This is a genomic window from Halopseudomonas sp. Lyrl_26, assembly GCF_051948695.1.
Classification (GTDB): domain Bacteria; phylum Pseudomonadota; class Gammaproteobacteria; order Pseudomonadales; family Pseudomonadaceae; genus Halopseudomonas; species Halopseudomonas formosensis.
On record NZ_JAYJLH010000004.1, the window covers coordinates 74,745 to 92,511 of the forward strand.

The 17,767-nt window shown below is 64.0% G+C and carries 16 protein-coding genes and 1 pseudogene; 2 read left to right on the forward strand and 15 right to left on the reverse strand.

Translation table 11 applies throughout. The features are described from left to right. Positions 1–124: 124 nt before the first annotated feature. The 3 genes and pseudogenes from VF673_RS07255 to VF673_RS07265 all read right to left on the reverse strand — a co-directional run. Entirely contained in the window at positions 125–1,387 is a 1,263-nt protein-coding gene (locus VF673_RS07255; protein WP_440291433.1) for an OprD family porin, read from the reverse strand. 40 nt (positions 1,388–1,427) lie between these two features. Beyond that, positions 1,428–2,771 (reverse strand): MFS transporter, encoded by a 1,344-nt coding sequence (locus tag VF673_RS07260; protein WP_273125563.1) that lies wholly within the window; start codon positions 2,769–2,771, stop codon positions 1,428–1,430. A gap of 264 nt (positions 2,772–3,035) precedes the next feature. Beyond that, a pseudogene (locus tag VF673_RS07265) lies at positions 3,036–3,140 on the reverse strand (LuxR C-terminal-related transcriptional regulator); the annotation flags it as partial. A 90-nt stretch (positions 3,141–3,230) separates the two neighbouring features. On the opposite strand from VF673_RS07265, the gene VF673_RS07270 reads away from it, so the two are divergent. Beyond that, the gene (locus VF673_RS07270; protein WP_440291434.1) at positions 3,231–3,551 is read left to right on the forward strand and encodes an enoyl-CoA hydratase-related protein; all 321 of its coding nucleotides are present in this window, start codon (positions 3,231–3,233) and stop codon (positions 3,549–3,551) included. Between the two features lie 64 nt (positions 3,552–3,615). On the opposite strand, the gene VF673_RS07275 is transcribed toward VF673_RS07270, so the two are convergent. The 12 genes from VF673_RS07275 to VF673_RS07330 form a co-directional block, all read right to left on the reverse strand. Beyond that, positions 3,616–4,905, reverse strand: a complete 1,290-nt coding sequence (locus VF673_RS07275; protein WP_440291435.1) for an adenylosuccinate synthase — start codon at positions 4,903–4,905, stop codon at positions 3,616–3,618. 48 nt (positions 4,906–4,953) lie between these two features. Continuing rightward, positions 4,954–6,147: an ATP phosphoribosyltransferase regulatory subunit gene (locus VF673_RS07280; protein ID WP_440291436.1), complete on the reverse strand. Its 1,194-nt coding sequence runs from the start codon at positions 6,145–6,147 to the stop codon at positions 4,954–4,956. Positions 6,148–6,166: 19 nt separating this feature from the next. After that, positions 6,167–6,352 carry a DUF2065 domain-containing protein gene (locus tag VF673_RS07285; RefSeq protein ID WP_090536485.1) on the reverse strand — a complete coding sequence of 62 codons (186 nt, stop codon included), beginning with the start codon at positions 6,350–6,352 and terminating at the stop codon, positions 6,167–6,169. A 122-nt stretch (positions 6,353–6,474) separates the two neighbouring features. Further along, on the reverse strand, positions 6,475–7,347 hold the full coding sequence (gene hflC, locus VF673_RS07290) for a protease modulator HflC (RefSeq protein ID WP_440291437.1): 873 nt from the start codon (positions 7,345–7,347) through the stop codon (positions 6,475–6,477). After that, a complete protein-coding gene (hflK, locus tag VF673_RS07295; protein ID WP_320331020.1) occupies positions 7,347–8,552 on the reverse strand; it encodes an FtsH protease activity modulator HflK in 1,206 nt (401 codons plus the stop codon). Before hflK ends, hflC begins: the two co-directional genes overlap by 1 nt. Before the next feature lie 116 nt (positions 8,553–8,668). Then, positions 8,669–9,970, reverse strand: coding sequence for a ribosome rescue GTPase HflX (hflX, locus tag VF673_RS07300; RefSeq protein ID WP_440291438.1), 1,302 nt, complete (start codon positions 9,968–9,970; stop codon positions 8,669–8,671). Positions 9,971–9,987: 17 nt separating this feature from the next. After that, positions 9,988–10,236: an RNA chaperone Hfq gene (gene hfq, locus VF673_RS07305; RefSeq protein ID WP_440291439.1), complete on the reverse strand. Its 249-nt coding sequence runs from the start codon at positions 10,234–10,236 to the stop codon at positions 9,988–9,990. 109 nt (positions 10,237–10,345) lie between these two features. Further along, on the reverse strand, positions 10,346–11,320 hold the full coding sequence (gene miaA / locus VF673_RS07310; RefSeq protein WP_440291440.1) for a tRNA (adenosine(37)-N6)-dimethylallyltransferase MiaA: 975 nt from the start codon (positions 11,318–11,320) through the stop codon (positions 10,346–10,348). Further along, positions 11,321–13,180, reverse strand: a complete 1,860-nt coding sequence (gene mutL / locus VF673_RS07315; protein WP_440291441.1) for a DNA mismatch repair endonuclease MutL — start codon at positions 13,178–13,180, stop codon at positions 11,321–11,323. It lies immediately after the preceding gene. A 19-nt stretch (positions 13,181–13,199) separates the two neighbouring features. Further along, positions 13,200–14,555: an N-acetylmuramoyl-L-alanine amidase gene (locus VF673_RS07320; protein WP_440291571.1), complete on the reverse strand. Its 1,356-nt coding sequence runs from the start codon at positions 14,553–14,555 to the stop codon at positions 13,200–13,202. A 50-nt stretch (positions 14,556–14,605) separates the two neighbouring features. Further along, positions 14,606–15,085 (reverse strand): tRNA (adenosine(37)-N6)-threonylcarbamoyltransferase complex ATPase subunit type 1 TsaE, encoded by a 480-nt coding sequence (gene tsaE / locus VF673_RS07325; protein WP_440291442.1) that lies wholly within the window; start codon positions 15,083–15,085, stop codon positions 14,606–14,608. After that, positions 15,082–16,572, reverse strand: a complete 1,491-nt coding sequence (locus tag VF673_RS07330) for an NAD(P)H-hydrate dehydratase (protein ID WP_440291572.1) — start codon at positions 16,570–16,572, stop codon at positions 15,082–15,084. Before VF673_RS07330 ends, tsaE begins: the two co-directional genes overlap by 4 nt. A 64-nt stretch (positions 16,573–16,636) precedes the next feature. On the opposite strand from VF673_RS07330, the gene queG reads away from it, so the two are divergent. After that, positions 16,637–17,728, forward strand: a complete 1,092-nt coding sequence (gene queG / locus VF673_RS07335) for a tRNA epoxyqueuosine(34) reductase QueG (protein WP_440291443.1) — start codon at positions 16,637–16,639, stop codon at positions 17,726–17,728. The last annotated feature ends 39 nt before the right edge of the window (positions 17,729–17,767 follow it).

Here is a 17,767-nt window from a genome sequence, read left to right on the forward strand (position 1 = left end):
TCTGCTACGCTGCAAAACTGCGGGATTGCAACTGGTCGGACCAATCCATTGAGCACGGAGTGTAACGCAGGGCGGCGTTGGCCGCCATTAGCCATCCGGCTATACAGGGAATTTCCCTTTGCGTTTATAAATCAAAGACATAACGAACGATAAGGCGGTTCTCATTGGCGCTGTCGGCATAGGTCGAACGGTTCGTCGAGTTGCGCCACTGCAGCGACAATGCCTTGAACGGTCCACTCTGCACAGTGTAACCAATATCGGTGACCCGCTCCCATTCCTTGCCTTCACGACCTTGCGCACGCAACTCGGCGGCCTGCGCGGTGCTCAGCAGTGTCGGATCGACCTCATCACCCTTCACATACTTGACCCCAAGGGTGAGGCCATCCAGTCCCGCCGCGGCGAAGTCGAAATCGTAGCGCAGGAACCAGACCCGTTCCTTCGGCGCCGTGAAGGTACTGACCAGCGACTCGCCGAACAGATAGGTATCGGAACCATTGACGAAGGCGAAGGGGGTACTGCCCCAGGCCTTCTGGTAGCCACCCCCCAGGGTATGGCCAGCCACGCGGTAGGCGAGCCAGCTGCTCAGGGTACGGTTATCCACCTCGCCGAGCTTTTCCGCCCCGCTGTCACGGGCGTCGAAGTAACGGATATCCGATATCAGGCTGCCCGGCCCGAGTGGCTGGTCGAGCTTCAGGCCAAGGAAATGGGAGCGATACAGGTCATCCAGGTCAGCCAGGTGATAGCTGAGCGACAGACCAGGCAGCGCCTGGTAATCCAGCGCCAGATAGTCGTAATGATCGGCACTGACCGGCGCATAGCCGAAGGCCGTCAGCGACTCGAAGTCCGTCGAGTTACGCTGCTTGACCGCGTTCACCCGCAGCAGGCTGATGCGCAGCGGCTCCAGGTCGTTGGAGACCAGCATGCCGCCACGGAAGATCTGCGGCAACAGGCGACTGTTGTTGCTCCACAGCATCGGCAAGGTCGGATGCAGACCACCGATCCGCAGCTCGCTTTGCCCGGCCCGCGCCTTGGCGGTCAGCGTCACCTTGCCATATTCATCCGCTACATTGCGCTCGGAGTCATGCGCGAGAATACCCGATCCGGTGCGATCGGGGCTCGAGTCCAGCTTGACCCCGAGCATGCCGAGCGCGTCGACACCGAAGCCGATGCGGCCTTCGGTGAACCCCGACTGCAGGTTGAGTATGAAGCCCTGGCCCCACTCGTCCCGCTTGGACTGGGCGGCACCCTCGTTGCGCAAATCCCGATTGTAGTAGAAGTTGCGCAGCTCGAGGCTCGCCTTGGCATCACCGAGGAAGTCTGCCAGTGCAACGGGCGCTGTTGCTGTCACAGCGCAGGCCAGCAGCAGCTTGATTGTGTTCTTGAACATGTTACCGATACCATTTTTGTTGTTTGAAAGGTCTGTGCGTTCAGTTGTTCAGCGCTGCCGCTTCCCGGACCTGGGTGGAATCGGCGCGCGACTGGTTGACCAGGGTCACCGCTATGGCGCCAAACACCCCGGCCACGGCGATGGCCATGAAGTTCTGCTCCAGCGGCAGGCTCAGCGAGACCAGCCAGCCGATCAGGATCGGCGCCACTATCGCGCCGATGCGCCCTACCCCGGAGGCGAAACCGACCCCGGTCGAGCGAATCGACAGCGGATAGAAGTCGCCGGCATAGGCATAGGCCAGCAACTGGGTGCCCAGGGTCGAGGCACCGACGATGAACACCATCAGGAACAGCAGCCCGGTGGAGCGAGTAAAGCCCAGCGCGGTCAGGGCCACGGCGCCGATCAGGTAGAACACCACCAGCACGTGCTTGATATTCAGCCGGTCGCTGAGCCAGCCGCCGCCGACCGCACCGACGATGGCACCGATGTTGAACACGATCACGAAGTTCAGCGCCGAGCCGAGGCTGAAACCGGCCATGGCCATCAGCTTGGTCAGCCAGGAGTTGAGGGCATACACCATGAACAGGCCGGTCATGAAGGCGGTCCAGATCATCACAGTGCTGAAGCCGCGGCCTTCGCGGAACAGATTGCGCACCGGCGTATCCTGCCTGGTCGCTGTTGCATCCAGCCCGACGAATACGGTTTGCTGGCTCAAGGCCAGTTGCGGTTCGATCTTCTGCACAATCGTCCGCAACTCCTGCTGACGGCCTTTCTTGAGCAGGAAGGTCATCGACTCGGGCATGCTCTTGAGGATGAAGGGGATCAGCAGCACCGGCAGGCCGGCCATATAGAACACCGACTGCCAGCCATGGCTTTCGATCAGTTGCTTGCCGGTCAGGGCCACCAGGATGCCGCCCACCGAATAACCGGCAAACACCAGGGTCACCAGCCGGGCACGCAACTTGGCTGGCGAGAATTCACTCATCTGCGCGGTCATCACGGGCAGCACCCCACCAATGCCGAGACCGGCGATAAAGCGCGTGACACTGAAGCTGACCGGGTCGCTGGTCAGCCCCGACGCCGCAGTGAACAGGCTGAACAGCGCGACACAGATCGCGATCATCTTCGGCCGGCCTATGCGGTCAGCCAAGGTACCGAGGAACATGGCACCCAACATGGTGCCGAACAGCGCCGAGCCGGCCATGATGCCGGCGCTGGTGGCATCGACGCCCATATCATCCATTATCGCGGGCAACGCCGCTCCTACCACGGCCAGATCGTAGCCGTCGATTATCAATATGAGCACACACCAGAACAGAATGAGTCCGTGGAAACGGTTGAATTTCGACTTGCCGGTAAGCTCGTACACGTTCACCGATTGCATAGATGTACTTCCTTCTTGTCTTGTTCTTGTTTTTCAACGGCCTTGTGGGCCTGTTTTTCAGATGCACGCGTCCCTGCTGCCTCGGATACGGGAGGCAGTACGTCGTCGAACGGCGATGGAGTTACCGCATTGGATGACGCCCCCGGAGGCCGGGGCAAGCGATCATCTGAATGTCATCCATAGTAGAGCGGCAGGTTTGGCGATCAATGTTCGGAAAGATCGTTTTGCGTGACCGATTTGGACAGTGGAAGCGGCGCCTCAGACTCAGAATCGAGCCAGACACCTGATCGCAGCGGCGGCGGCCGCCGTACGGTTCTCCACGCCGAGCTTGCGAAACACCTGATCCAGATGCTTGTTCACCGTGCGCGGGGGCTTCCCTGGCGTTTGCCTCCGATCTGATCGTGGCGGCGCAGGGTAGCTATATTTCGATGGCCTACGTCAAGGCGGGGCTGGTGCCCGATGGTGGCGGAAGTCGCCCTGTTCGACGGGCGGTTGCCGATTGAGCGTTTCGCCGCAGTGGGTGTGATCAACCAACTGGTCGAGTCCGGCACTGCCCCGCAGGTGGCACTGGAACTGGGACAGCAATTGGCCGAGGGGCCGAGTGAGTCGCAGGCGGCGATTCTGGAGTTGCTGGATGGGCCAGACCGTGAGGCGTTCGAGCGGCAGTTGGAGCGTGAGACGCAGTTGATGGCGATTGCGCTGGGTGGCGCGGAGGCTGCCGAGGGGATTGCCGCGTTCAGGGAAAAGCGGGCGGCGAGGTTTTCAGTGTTCGGGACCTGAGCACCCCATTCTTGAACCACCGGGACAGGCACTTCCATGCCTGTCCCGGTGGTTCAGATGCGGGTCAGAAGATCTGCCGCAGGATGATGGTCTCGTTGCGGTCGGGACCGGTGGAAATGATGTCGATGGGGGCGCCCACCAGCTCCTCGATCCGCTTGATGTAGGCCTGCGCAGCAGCCGGCAGCCCTTCGACGGTCTGGATGCCCAGGGTGGATTCGCTCCAGCCGGGCATTTCCTCGTAGACCGGCTCCAGTCCGGTGTAGCTGTCGGCATCGCTGGGGGCTTCGATCAGGTTGCCCTCGTCGTCGCGGTAGCCCACGCAGATGCGGATCGAATCCAGACCGTCGAGTACATCCAGCTTGGTCAGGCACAGACCGCTGATACTGTTGATCTCGATCGCCCGACGCAGGATCACCGCATCGAACCAGCCGCAGCGGCGCGCACGTCCGGTGGTGGAGCCGAACTCGTGGCCGCGGGTAGCCAGGCGCTCGCCGATATCGTCGAACAGCTCGGTGGGGAAAGGACCGGAGCCGACGCGGGTGGTGTAGGCCTTGGTGATACCCAGCACGTAATCCAGGTACAGCGGGCCGACACCGGAACCGGTGGAGGTACCGCCGGCGGTAGTGTTGGAGCTGGTGACGTAGGGATAGGTACCGTGGTCGATGTCCAGCAGCGTGCCCTGGGCACCCTCGAACATGATGTTGGCACCCTCGCGGCGCAGCTCGTGCAAACGGGCAGTCACGTCGATTACCAGGGGCTTCAGCCAGTCGGCAAAGGCCAGCGCCTCTTCCAGGGTCTTCTGGAAGTCGATCGGCTCGACCTTGTAATAGTTCTTCAGCACGAAGTTGTGGTAATCCAGTACCTCGCCGAGCTTGGCGGCAAAGCGCTCGCGATGGAACAGGTCACCGACGCGCAGGCCGCGGCGGGATACCTTGTCCTCATAGGCCGGACCGATACCACGACCGGTGGTGCCGATCTTGGCTTCGCCGCGGGCGTTCTCGCGGGCCTGATCCAGCGCCACGTGGTAGGGCAGGATCAGCGGACAGGCGGGGCTGATGCGCAGGCGGTCGCGTACCGGCACGCCACGGGCTTCCAGCCCGCCCACTTCCTTGATCAGCGCTTCCGGGGACAGCACCACACCGTTGCCGATGTAGCACATGACATTCTCGCGCAGGATGCCCGAGGGGATCAGGTGCAGCACTGTCTTCTCGCCATCGATCACCAGGGTGTGGCCGGCGTTGTGACCGCCCTGATAGCGCACGACGGCGGATACCTGATCGGTCAGCAGATCGACGATCTTGCCCTTGCCCTCATCACCCCACTGGGTGCCCAGGATGACAACATTCTTACCCATGTTCAGCTCTTGCCTCACTCAATATGAATCGGCCCGGGGGCCAGAAAATCAAACTTGCAGTTCGTCAACCTGCCAGCCGTCGTTTGCAAAACGCAGTATGCGATCACATCCCAGTTGCGCTGCATCGGCATCCACCTGCCCCGGCAGCGCCGCGATCACCCGCTCGCCCGCCTGCCGCAGCTCTGCCACCTTCTCCTGCAACCCCGGCTGCTCGCCATGGGGTGCCCAGATGCCGCGATCGCGGCGGCCATCTGCCTGAATCTCACCGCATGCCACCAGCAGGCGCAGGTCGGTGGAAAAACCCGTCGCCGGGCGCGCCCGACCGAAGTCCCGGCCGATCTCGTCGTACCGGCCACCCTGGGCGATGCTCTGGCCGGTTCCCGGTATGAAGGCCGCAAAGGTCACCCCGGTGTGGTAGTGATAGCCACGCAGCTCGGCCAGGTCGAAATACAGCGGCACCTGCGGATAGCGCCGCCCCAGTACACGGGCAATCTCCGACAGCTCATCCAGGGCGACCATGATGCTCTCCGGTGCACCCTTGAGCAGGACATGGGCGCGCTCCAGCACCTGCGCATCCCCGGACAGGTCCACCAGACCACTGAGCATGGCAGCCAGCTCCGGCTGGGTGATGTGCGAGGTCAGCTCACGCACTTCATCCCCGGCCTTGCGCTGCAGTGCATCGAACAGCGCCCGCTCGGTAGCCTCGTCCAGCTCGGCGGCCTGCACCAGACCACGGTAGATGCCGACATGACCCAGATCCAGATGCACATTCTGCACCCGGCTGGCTGCGAGGGTTTCCAGCATCAGCGAGATGACTTCGATGTCGCTGGCGCTGGAGGCGTCGCCGTAGAGTTCAGCACCCAGCTGAATCAGGCTGCGCGAGGTGGACAACGGTCGCGGCAGCGTGTGCAGGACACTGCCGCAATAGCATAGACGACTGGGGCCTTCGGCACCGAGGGTATGGGCGTCGATACGCGCCACCTGGGGCGTGATGTCTGCGCGCAAGCCCAGCATGCGACCGGACAGACGGTCAGTCATCTTGAAGGTCTGCAGGTCGAGATCATGACCGGAGCCGGTCAGGAGGGATTCCAGATATTCGATATGCGGGGTAATGACCAGGTCATAGCCCCAGCGGGAAAACAGATCAAGCAGTTGCCGGCGGGCGGCTTCGGTACGCGCCGCCTCCTCGGGCAGCACTTCCTCGATCCCGTCAGGCAAGAGCCAGCGATCAACAGTAGGCATCATCAGAACCTTAATTTCGTTAGCGGATCAGGTACAGACAGGCCGTACCCGTCAGCATGCACAACAGGCCGGCCACACGCAGCTGACGCTCTCCCATGAGGCTCACAGCTGCCAGCATGCGCTTCCAGGTCGCGGGGGCAAGAAACGGCATCAGACCTTCGATCACCAGCACCAGACACAGCGCCGTCGCCAGACTCTGCCACATCGGCTCATACCTCTATCCCGGAACCACCGGTCACAAAAAAGCCGGGAGGGCCCGGCTGCGCGATTGTAGCATGTTTTGAGGTGGCCACACCTGCCCGGCGGACAAGTGTGGCCAGTTTCCGATCAGGGCCGCTGCGCCCCCTGGAAGAACCGGAAGAACTCGCTGTCCGGATCCAGCACCAGCACGTCGGACTTGCTGGAGAAGCTTTCCCGATAAGCCTGCAGGCTGCGGTAGAAGGAGTAGAACTCCGGATCCTTGTTGTACGCCGCCGCGTAGATGGATGCCGCCTCGGCATCACCCTGACCGCGGATCTCCTCGGCTTCGCGGAAGGCCTCGGCCAGGATCACCCGCTGCTGACGGTCGGCGTCGGCGCGGATACCTTCAGCCAGCTCGCGGCCCTTGGCGCGGTGTTCACGTGCCTCACGCTCACGCTCCGAGCTCATGCGCTCGAACACGCTGCGGTTGACTTCCCGTGGCAGATCGATGGCCTTGACCCGCACGTCCAGCACCTCGATGCCCATCTCGCGACTGGCAACCCGGTTGAGGTCGGCGGTGATGTCCGCCATCAGCTGGTCACGCTCGCCCGCCACGACCTCGTGCAGGGTGCGGCGAGCCACCTCGTTGCGCAGACCTGACTCCAGCTGCCGGGACAGACGCTCCTCAGCGATGGAGCGCATGCCGGAGGTAGCGGTGTAGTAGCGCTGGACATTGATGATGCGCCACTTGGCGAAGGAATCCACCATCAGCGCCTTCTTCTCCAGGGTCAGGTAACGCTGGGTAGCCGTGTCCAGGGTCAGCAGGCGGGCATCGAACAGCTTGGCCTCCTGCACAAAGGGCAGCTTGAAATGCAGACCGGAGGGCACATCATCACGCACCACCTTACCGAACTGCAGCACCAGCCCACGCTGAGTCTCGGAGACGATGTAGAAGCTGTTCCAGCCGACAACGATCACCACCAGCGCGACGATCACTCCGAAAATCGATTTGTTACTCATCAGCGAGCCTCCCTTGAACGCAGATCACGCTGCTGCAGTTGAACCGGTATGCGGTTGCTGGCGTCCGCCCCGGTGGCGGTGCCGGCCGACTGGCTGCCGGAGGACGAGGTTCCGGTGCTGCCGCCCTGTTGCATCAGCTTGTCGATCGGCAGGTACAGCAGATTGCTGTTGCCCTCGCCCGATACCATGATCTTGCTGGTATTGCTCAATACATCCTGCAGGGTCTCGATGTACAGACGCTCGCGCATGACCTCCGGTGCCTGACGGTATTCACCGACCAGCAGGTTGAAGCGTTCGGCCTCACCCTGGGCCCGAGCCACTACCGCCTGGCGATAGCCGTTCGCTTCTTCCAGCAGACGCTGGGCCTGACCGCGGGCTTCCGGAATGACGCTGTTGGCATAGGATTCGGCCAGGTTGCGCTCACGAACCTCGTCCTCCCGGGCACGGATCACGTCATCGAAGGCATCCTGCACCTCCGCCGGCGCCTGGGCGCTCTCGATGTTCACCTGAACCACAGTGATCCCGGTCTCGTAGGCATCCAGATAGCGCTGCAGACGCTCGGTGGTTTCCACACCCATCTGCTCACGCCCTTCGGTCAGCACCTGGTGCATGGGGGTCGAACCCACAACGTGGCGCAGGGCACTCTCGGTGGCATGGCGCAGGCTGGTTTCCGGATCCTCTACCTTGAGCACGAAGTTCTCCAGATTGGAGATGCGATACTGCACCGCCAGCGGTACTTCGACGATGTTCTCGTCCTCGGTCAGCATCTGACCCTGTTGACGGTAGGAACGGATAGCGGTGACGTTACGCTGGAACTTCTTCTCGAAGGGCGGGAAATACACATGCAGGCCCGATTCCACGGTGCGATTGTATTCACCCAGGCGCAGAATGACCGCCTGCTCCTGCTCATCGACCATGTAGATGGCGTTGAACAGCCAGAACACGAACAGCAGAACCCCGCCGATGATCCAGACTCCACGGGGAATACCCTGTCCACCACCGACGCGCCGGCCATTGCCGCCGGAGCCCCCGCTCTTCTTGTTGCCGAAAATGCCGTTCAGGCTGTCCTGCAGCTTGCGCAGGGCCTCGTCCAGGTCCGGCGGCCCCTGTTTGCCGCCGCGGTTGTCACCGCCGCCACGGTTACCGCCGCCCCAGGGATCCTGGTTGTTCGAATTGTTACCGCCACCAGGCTCATTCCACGCCATAGCGTTCTCCGTTGTCAAAAACCGTGAAACCGCTCCGGTCAGCCCGCCGGCCGACACAATCATTCGCGCATCCTACAGCAAATACCGGCCGCTTCGCGAACCGCAGCCAGCATCCATTATTGCAAAGTATGTTGCTCGAGGAAGGCGTCGGGCTGCCAGCCCTCGCGCTTGACCAGGCGGTTGAAGTCCGCCCGGGGCAGGCGCAGGTCCAGCTGTTGCCGGCCATCCTCGGTCACACGTTCAGCTGTGACCGCGCCGGCGGCATAGAATTGCGCGCGCAGTCGGGCTTCAGCGTGCTCGAGCAGTATGCTCTGCTGCACTATGTCCTCGCCCAGCCGCTCGGCAATCGCCTGCGCCAGCAGGTCCAGCCCCTTCCCGTCCCGTGCGGAGAGCCAGACACGTACCGCCACTCCCTGCTCGTCGCGCTGTATCTGGGGCTCGAAGTCCTCAAGCAGGTCGATCTTGTTGTAGACCTCGAGAATCGGCAGCTCAAGAGCGCCGATCTCGCCCAGCACCAGATGCACCTGTTCGATATTGGAGGTCCGCTCGGGGTCGGCGGAGTCGATCACATGCAACAGCAGATCGGCCTGACTGGATTCCTCCAGCGTGGCACGGAAGGCCTCCACCAGTTTGTGCGGCAGATGGCGGATGAAGCCTACTGTATCGGCCAGCACGACAGGGCCTATATCGGCCAGCTCGATGCGGCGCAGGGTCGGATCCAGGGTCGCGAACAGCTGATCGGCAGCGTACACCGCTGCCTCGGTCAGCCGGTTGAACAGGGTGGATTTGCCGGCGTTGGTGTAGCCGACCAGGGAGACCACAGGGATTTCCGCCCGCCGCCGTGCACGCCGGGCCTGATCACGCTGACTGCGGACCTTCTCCAGACGCTTGGTGATCTGCTTGATGCGCACCCGCAGCAGCCGGCGGTCGGTTTCCAGCTGGGTTTCCCCCGGACCACGCAGGCCGATACCACCCTTCTGCCGCTCAAGGTGGGTCCAGCCGCGGACCAGACGGGTACTCAGATGATCGAGCTGGGCCAGCTCGACCTGCAGCTTGCCCTCGTGGGTACGGGCGCGCTGGGCGAAGATATCCAGAATCAGACCGGTACGGTCGATCACCCGGCACTCCAGTTCGCGCTCCAGGTTGCGCTCCTGGCTGGGGGTAAGAACATGATTGAAGATGACCAGGTCACCCTCACCCGCCTTGACCAGCGCACGCAGATCGTCCACCTTGCCGCTGCCGATCAGGAAACGCGGGCTGGGCTGATAGCGGGTGATGGTCATGAAGTCGACCACCTCGGCGCCCGCAGACCTTACCAGTTCGAGAAACTCGTGAGGGTCCTCACGGCTCTGCTCGTCCTGGCTCTCGAGATGAACGAGTACTGCCCGCTCACCCCCTTCATGGCGCTCAAAGAACAATCAGGCCACCTTCAGGCTCAAGGGTTAGCCTCGGCGTCATCACCACCCTGAACCGGCAGACGCACCGGACGGCCCGGAACCACGGTGGAAATGGCATGCTTGTAGACCATCTGGCTGACGGTGTTCTTCAGCAGGATGACGAACTGGTCGAAGGATTCGATCTGCCCCTGCAGCTTGATGCCGTTGACCAGATAGATGGATACCGGAACACGTTCCTTGCGCAGGACGTTCAGGTAAGGGTCTTGTAGGGAATGCCCTTTTGACATTACTCACTCCTTATGGAAACTAGTAGAGAAACTGTTTTCGAAACAAAAAATCATCTGGCCGGTCCGCCAGAGACGGACAGCCCGAAACCTGCCGACAGAACGGGATAAGCTATATGGCGATTGTCCTGAGATGTTTCAAGAGCTTGTCTGATCTTTTCGGATCCAGGCTGTCGAACCATTCGATTTCCTCATGCCAACCGCGCAGCCAGGTGAACTGGCGCTTCGCCAACTGCCGGGTGGCAATTACCCCGCGCTCGACCATCTCCTCCAGCGAGAGTCTCCCCTCGAGATAGTCCCAGGCCTGCCGGTACCCCACAGCCCTGATCGACGGCATCGACACATCCAGATCCCCCCGCGCATGCAGGGCTTCCACCTCGGCAAGGAACCCCTGCTCCATCATCTGCTGGAAGCGCAGGGCAATGCGTTCGTGGAGAATATGCCGCTCACGCGGAGCCACAGCCACATAGCGCGTAGTATAGGACATATTCGGCCTGCCAGTCGCGCTGCTTTCGGCATTTTCCAGCGCCTGGCGACGATGCCATTCGCTGAGCGGCACGCCGGTCAGCAGAAACACCTCATAGGCCCGCTGGATGCGCTGCGGGTCATTGGGATGGATGCGCTGCGCCGCCTGCGGATCGACCTTCGCCAGCTCCCCGTGCACGGCCTCCCAGCCTGCGGCGGCCGCCATAGCCTCGATGCGCTGACGCACCTGCGGATCGGCCGCGGGCATCTGCGCCAGCCCCCCGGCCAGAGCCTTGAAGTACAGCATGGTACCGCCGACCAGCAGCGGGATGCGCCCGCGCTCGAGGATGTCCGTGATCAGCGCCTGGGCATCGACACGGAAACGCGCCGCCGAATAGGCCTCGGCCGGATCGAGGATGTCCACCAGGTGGTGGGGGTAGCGAGCCAGGGTGGCCGCGTCGGGCTTGGCTGTGCCTATGTCCATGCCCCGATAGACCAGCGCCGAATCGACGCTGATCAGTTCACAGGGCAGATGCTCGGCCAGATGCAGGGCCAGGTCGGTCTTGCCGGCGGCGGTCGGCCCCATCAGGCAGATCACCGTAGGCGAAGCAGGGGAAGTCATCTAGCGCCCCCGCAGGAACAGCTTGTCCAGCTCGGCCATGCTCATGCGCGTCCAGGTCGGACGCCCGTGATTGCACTGGCCGCTGCGCTCGGTCTGTTCCATGTCCCTCAGCAGCGCATTCATTTCCGCCAGCGTCAGCCGGCGATTGGCGCGGACCGAGCCGTGGCAGGCCATGGTCGCCAGCAGCTCGTTGCGGTGCGCTTCGATCCGGTCGCTGGTACCGTATTCCATCAGGTCGGCGATCACGTCCAGCACCAGCTGGGCGGCATCGGCCTGGCGCAGCAGCGCCGGAATCTCGCGGATCGCCAGTGTTTCGGGCCCCATGCGCTGCAGGGCGAAGCCGAGCCGGGCAAACCACTGGGCGTGTTCTTCGGCGCAGTCGGCCTGGCGCTGACTCACCGCCAGGGTTTCAGGCACCAGCAGCGGCTGGCTGCGCAGGCCTTCCAGGTCCATGGCCTGCTTCAGGCGCTCGTAGGTGATGCGCTCATGGGCGGCATGCATGTCGACCACCACCAGACCCTCGGCATTCTCCGCCAGGATGTAAATGCCATGCAGCTGGGCAATGGCGTAGCCCAGTGGCGGCACCTCGCCGGCTTCGACTTCGGCCATCGGCATGGACGGGGCCGCCGGCTCACCGTACAGATCGGCATAGGAACGGGCGGCGGCGGCCAGCTGCCCGGGTTCCGGACGGATGACCGGCGGCACCGACCAGCCGGCGGCAGGCTCGTGCAGCGGCATGCGGGTCTGACCGGAGAACACGCCGGCGTCTATGCCGCTGACGGTATTCACCGGACCGGTTGACTGCAGCGCCTCCGCCCCGGCGAGCGAACCGGCATCACCGGGCGCCTGGCCGTCGGGACGCTGGTCCGCCAGCGCCCGGTACAGGGTGCTGAACAGGAAATCATGCACCATGCGGCCGTCACGGAAGCGCACCTCGTGCTTGGTCGGGTGCACGTTGACATCCACCACCGCCGGGTCCAGCTCGAGAAAGAGTACGAAAGTCGGGTGCCGGCCGTTGAACAGCACGTCCCGGTAGGCCTGGCGCACCGCATGGGCGACCAGCTTGTCACGGATCATCCGGCCATTGACGCAGAAATACTGCAGATCCGCCTGACTGCGGGAAAAGGTCGGCAGCCCCACCCAGCCCCAGAGCCTCAGACCGCCGCGCTCCTGGTCGATGGTCACCGATTGCTCGACGAAGGCGGGACCGCAGATGCTGGCCACCCGGCGCCGGGCTTCCTGCTCGGTATGTGCCGGTCGCAGGCTGAGTACGGTACGGCCGTTGTGACGCAGATTGAAGGCCACATCGAAGCGCGACAATGCCAAGCGCTTGACCACCTCCTCGAGGTGGCCGAACTCGGTTTTCTCGGTACGCAGAAACTTGCGCCGTGCCGGCGTGTTGAAGAACAGGTCGCGCACTTCGACCGTGGTGCCCTGCGGGTGGGCAGCCGGCTGAACCCGGGGGTTCATGTCGCGCCCCTCGGTCTCGACCTGCCAGGCCTGATCGGCATTCTCGGCACAGGAGGTCAGCAGCAGGCGCGATACCGAGCTGATCGAGGCCAGCGCCTCGCCGCGAAAGCCCAGGGTGGCCACCCGCTCCAGATCATCCAGGTCGGTGATCTTGCTGGTGGCATGGCGCGACAGGGCCAGCGGCAGGTCCTCATGGGCGATGCCGCGTCCATCATCGCGCACCCGCAGCAACTTTACTCCGCCCTGCTCGACATCGATATCGACGCGAGTGGCACCGGCATCAAGACTGTTCTCCAGCAGCTCCTTGATGACCGAGGCCGGCCGCTCCACCACTTCGCCGGCGGCAATCTGGTTGGCCAGCCGCGGCGTCAACAAATGTATTCGGGACATCTTCAACCCCATGACCGCATCAGGGGTCATTTTTCACCAACATGCTGGAGGCCGGTACCTTGAGTACCTGCCCCACTCGAATCTGATCGTTGCGCAGCCCATTGGCCTGGCGCAGGCTGGCCAGGCTGACATCGTGCCGATTGGCAATCAGCGACAGGGTATCACCCCTGCGCACCGTGTACTCGCGATCCACCTGGGCCAGCTGGCCATTGCTCTTGAGCGCGGCCAGTCGGGTGCCCGGCGGCGGGTTGCGGTGGAAGTAGCCGCGGATCCCGCCGAGCATGGCCCGCGCCAGAGCCTGCTGGTGACTGCGGGTCACCAGTTTCTGCGCTTCACCCGGGTTGGAGATGAATCCGGTCTCGACCAGGATTGACGGGATGTCCGGCGACTTGAGCACCATGAAACCGGCCTGTTCGACCCTGCGCTTGTGCAAGGGAGTGACCTGGCCGATGGAGCTGAGTACCTGCTGGCCCACGTCCAGGCTGGCCGACAGCGTCGCGGTCATCGACAGGTCGAGCAGCACGCTGGCCAGTACCTGATCCTTGTTGTCCAGGCTGACCCCGCCCACGCCGCCGATCAGGTCGGAACGGTTCTCCCGGTCCGCCAGCAGGCGTGCAGTTTCCGAGGTCGCCCCCCGGTCAGACAGGGCGAACACCGACGCGCCGAAGGCACTGGGCCGGGTAAAGGCATCGGCGTGGATGGAGACCAGCAGATCGGCATTGTGCCGGCGGGCAATCTCGGTACGCCGGCGCAATGGAATGAAGTAGTCACCGGTACGCACCAGCACGGCCCTGAACCCGGGCTCGGCATCGATCAGGCTCTTGAGCTCCCGGGCGATTGCCAGCACCACGTCCTTTTCCAGCGCCTTGTTGTGACCGATGGCACCGGGGTCCTCACCGCCGTGACCGGCGTCCAGAGCAATGATCACATCGCGCTGCCCGGCCTCGGTCACCGATCGGGTCGGCGTCTGCGGCAGGGGTGAGGCGCTGGGCTCGGCGCGCGGCGGCAGCGAAGGGGCCGGCTCCTGATCGTAGAGGTCGATCACCAGACGATGGCCATACTGCTGGTTGGGTGGCAGCGAGAAACTCTTGGCGGTCACCTGGCGTGACAGGTCCAGCACCACGCGCAGGTCGGAGCCATCCCGGGGCGCCGAGCGCAGGCCGGTCAGCGGCGTATTGTCCAGCGCCAGGTTACTGGTCGAGGCGTTGAAGGTGGCGCCACTGATATCGATGACGATCCGCTCGGGGCTGGCGAGAGTGAACAGCGTATGGTCGGCGGGCCCGCTCAGGTCGAACACCAGCCGGGTGTTGTCCGGTGCCCGCCAGAGCCGCACATTATTGATCTGAGCCGCCTGCGCCAGACCGCAGAACAGCATGCTGGCGGCTACCAGCAGAGCGGCGGCATACCTTATTGTCGTTCTGATCGTCACGGCGTTGTCGTGCCTCTTGAGCTATGCAGCCGCTGACATGCAGCCTGGCCGCGCGGTCCCTGTCCGTCAATCTGCAAGATACGGCCGGCGCCCTCTACCCGGATGCGGATACACAGATCCGGCACCGGCAGAACGCCATCCCCCTTTTCCGGCCATTCTACTAGACAGAGGCTGTTGTCGGAAAAATAGTCACGAATGCCCAGAAACTCCAACTCCTCGGGATCGGCCAGGCGGTAAAGATCGAAGTGGTAGATCTGCCGCTCCCCCAGTTCGTAGGGCTCGACCAGGGTGAAGGTCGGACTCTTCACCGCGCCGGTGTGCCCCGCCGCACGGATAAGGCCGCGGCTGAGCGTGGTCTTGCCGGCGCCCAGATCTCCGCTCAGCCAGATGCTGCCGCGCCACTCCAGCGCTCGGCCGATCTCCGCTCCCAGGCCCTCCATGGCCTGATCACCCAGTACATGCACTTCCAGGCTCATCTACAATTCCGCAGGTTCAGGTAATAACGTATGTGTTCGACAAGGTCACTGGCCAGGATGCCCAGCTCGCCCTGTTCGCGGGCGGCCCGGTCCCCGGCCAGGGCATGGACCAGCACTGCCAGACGGGCTGCCTCCGGCGCTGCCATGCGCTGCGCCAGCAGTGCCCCCACCAGCCCGGACAGCACATCGCCCATACCGGCGGTGGCCATACCCGGATTGCCATGGCTGCACAGACCGGGGAGCCGCTCACCTGCAGCATCAGCCACCAGCGAACCCACACCCTTGAGGACCGCGGTACAGCCGAAGCGTTCCGCCAGCTCACGGACGGCCCAGGGCCTGTCGGCTTGCACCTGCGCGGTGCTGATCCCCAGCAGTCGGGCGGCTTCGGCGGGGTGCGGCGTGATGACAGTCGCTTCGCCCAGCATCACGGACTGGCCGGCAAGCAGATTGAGGGCATCGGCGTCCAGAATGCAGGGCAGCCCCCGCTGGAGGGCGCTGTCCAGCAAGCCACGTGCCCAGTCGTCGCGCCCCAGGCCCGGGCCTACCACTACAGCGGTGGCCTGGTCCAGTAACGGCGCCAATTGTGCCGGATCCGCCACCCCATGCGCCATCACTTCCGGGCAGCGGGTCAGCATTGCTCCCAGATGTTCGGCCCGGGTCGCCACACTGACCTTGCCGGCACCGGCGCGCAGGGCGGCCTGTGCCGCCAGCAGTATGGCGCCGCCCATGCCCCGGTTGCCGCCGATCAGCAGCAGATGCCCGAACATGCCCTTGTGGGCGGCCCGTGGTCGGGGCGCAAGACCGGCCTGGTGACCCAGCTCCAGCCGTTCCAGCATGGGCCTCACGCCCTGCCCGGTAGACTCGACCAGCGCCGCGAAACGCAGCTGACCTGCCTGATCCGGGCCCTGGCCGGTCAGCAGTCCCGGCTTGACGGCGATGAAGGTGACCGTCAGGTCGGCGCGCACGGCGCAGCCGAGTACCGCACCGGTGTCGGCCTGCAGCCCGCTGGGCAGATCCACCGCCACCACCGGCAGGCCGGAACCGTTGATCGCCGCAATCGCCCCGGCAAAGGGCTCGCCCACCGGGCGATCCAGACCGGTGCCCAGCAGCGCGTCCACCAGCACGCCGTCTTCGGGCAGCGCGACCGGCCAGGCCTCGATCAGCACGCCGGCATCCCGTGCTGCGGCCAGGGCCAGCGCTGCGTCACCAACCAGGCGCTCGGGCGGACTCACAGCCACAGCGCGGACCCGCCAGCCTGCCAGATGCGCCAGCTGGGCGATCAGATAGCCGTCACCGGCATTGTTGCCACCCCCGCACAGCACCGTCAGTTGCCGCGCCTGCGGCCAGCGACTGCGCAATTCCCGCCATACCGCCACGGCGGCGCGGCGCATCAGTTCGAATCCCGGGGTACCGGCGGCAATGATCCGCGCATCCAGCTCACGGGTCGCGGCGGCGCTGTACAGCAGTCGGGGCAGTTCGGGATGCATGGGCATGTCAACCTGATGGATGTCTGGCAGAATTATACGTTCAGTCAAGCAGGTACTCTAATCCATGTCCTCCCCCAGCCACGACCATGCCGCCCTGGCCGACCGCATACGCAGCATCGCCAGCGAACTCGGGTTCCAGCAGCTGGGCATCACCGATGCCGATATCGGCGAGCATGAGCAGCATCTGCAGCGGTGGCTGGAGGCCGGCTATCATGGCGAGATGGAGTGGATGGCCAGCCATGGCACCAAGCGCACCCGTCCCGCCGAGCTGGTACCCGGCACCTGTCGAGTGATCTCGGTGCGCATGGACTACCTGCCGGGGGACACCCGCATGGTCCAACGGCTGGCCGACCCAGACAGTGCCTATGTGTCACGCTACGCCCTGGGCCGTGATTACCACAAGCTGATGCGCCGCCGACTGCAGCAACTGGCCGAACGCATCCAGGCGCTGATCGGCCCCTTCGGCTACCGCGCCTTCGTCGACAGCGCCCCGGTCATGGAGCGAGCGCTGGCCAGCCGCGCGGGCCTGGGCTGGATCGGCAAGAACACCCTGCTGATCAATCCGCGGGCAGGCAGTTACTTCTTTCTCGGCGAGCTGTACACCGACCTTCCCCTGCCGGTGGATGCGCCCTTCGATCAGCACCACTGCGGCAGCTGCAGCGCCTGTCTGAGTCGCTGTCCCACTGACGCCTTCGTCGGCCCGCAGGTGCTGGATGCCCGGCGCTGCATCTCCTACCTGACCATCGAGCTCAAGGGTGCCATCCCCGAGGAGCTGCGCGCGCCCATGGGCAACCGGGTGTTCGGCTGTGACGATTGCCAGCTGGTGTGTCCGTGGAACAAGTTTGCCAACCCTGCCCGGGAGCCCGACTTCAGCCCCCGGCATCAGCTCGACCAGACCGACCTGGTCAGTCTGTTCCGTTGGGACGAAGAAGAGTTTCTGAGAAACACCGAAGGCTCACCTATCCGCCGCATCGGCCACGAACGCTGGTTGCGCAACCTGGCGGTGGGCCTGGGCAACGCCCGCACCAGCATCCCGGTGATAGAGGCCCTGCGCAGCCGACTGGCGCACCCCTCGGAACTGGTGCGCGAGCATGTGATATGGGCATTGGCGCAGCATGGCATCAGCCCTGACGGAGAGGGCGCGGCTGCCGGGTAGACCCTTCGCCGGGGGACCGGCCTCACAATAGGTTCCCGT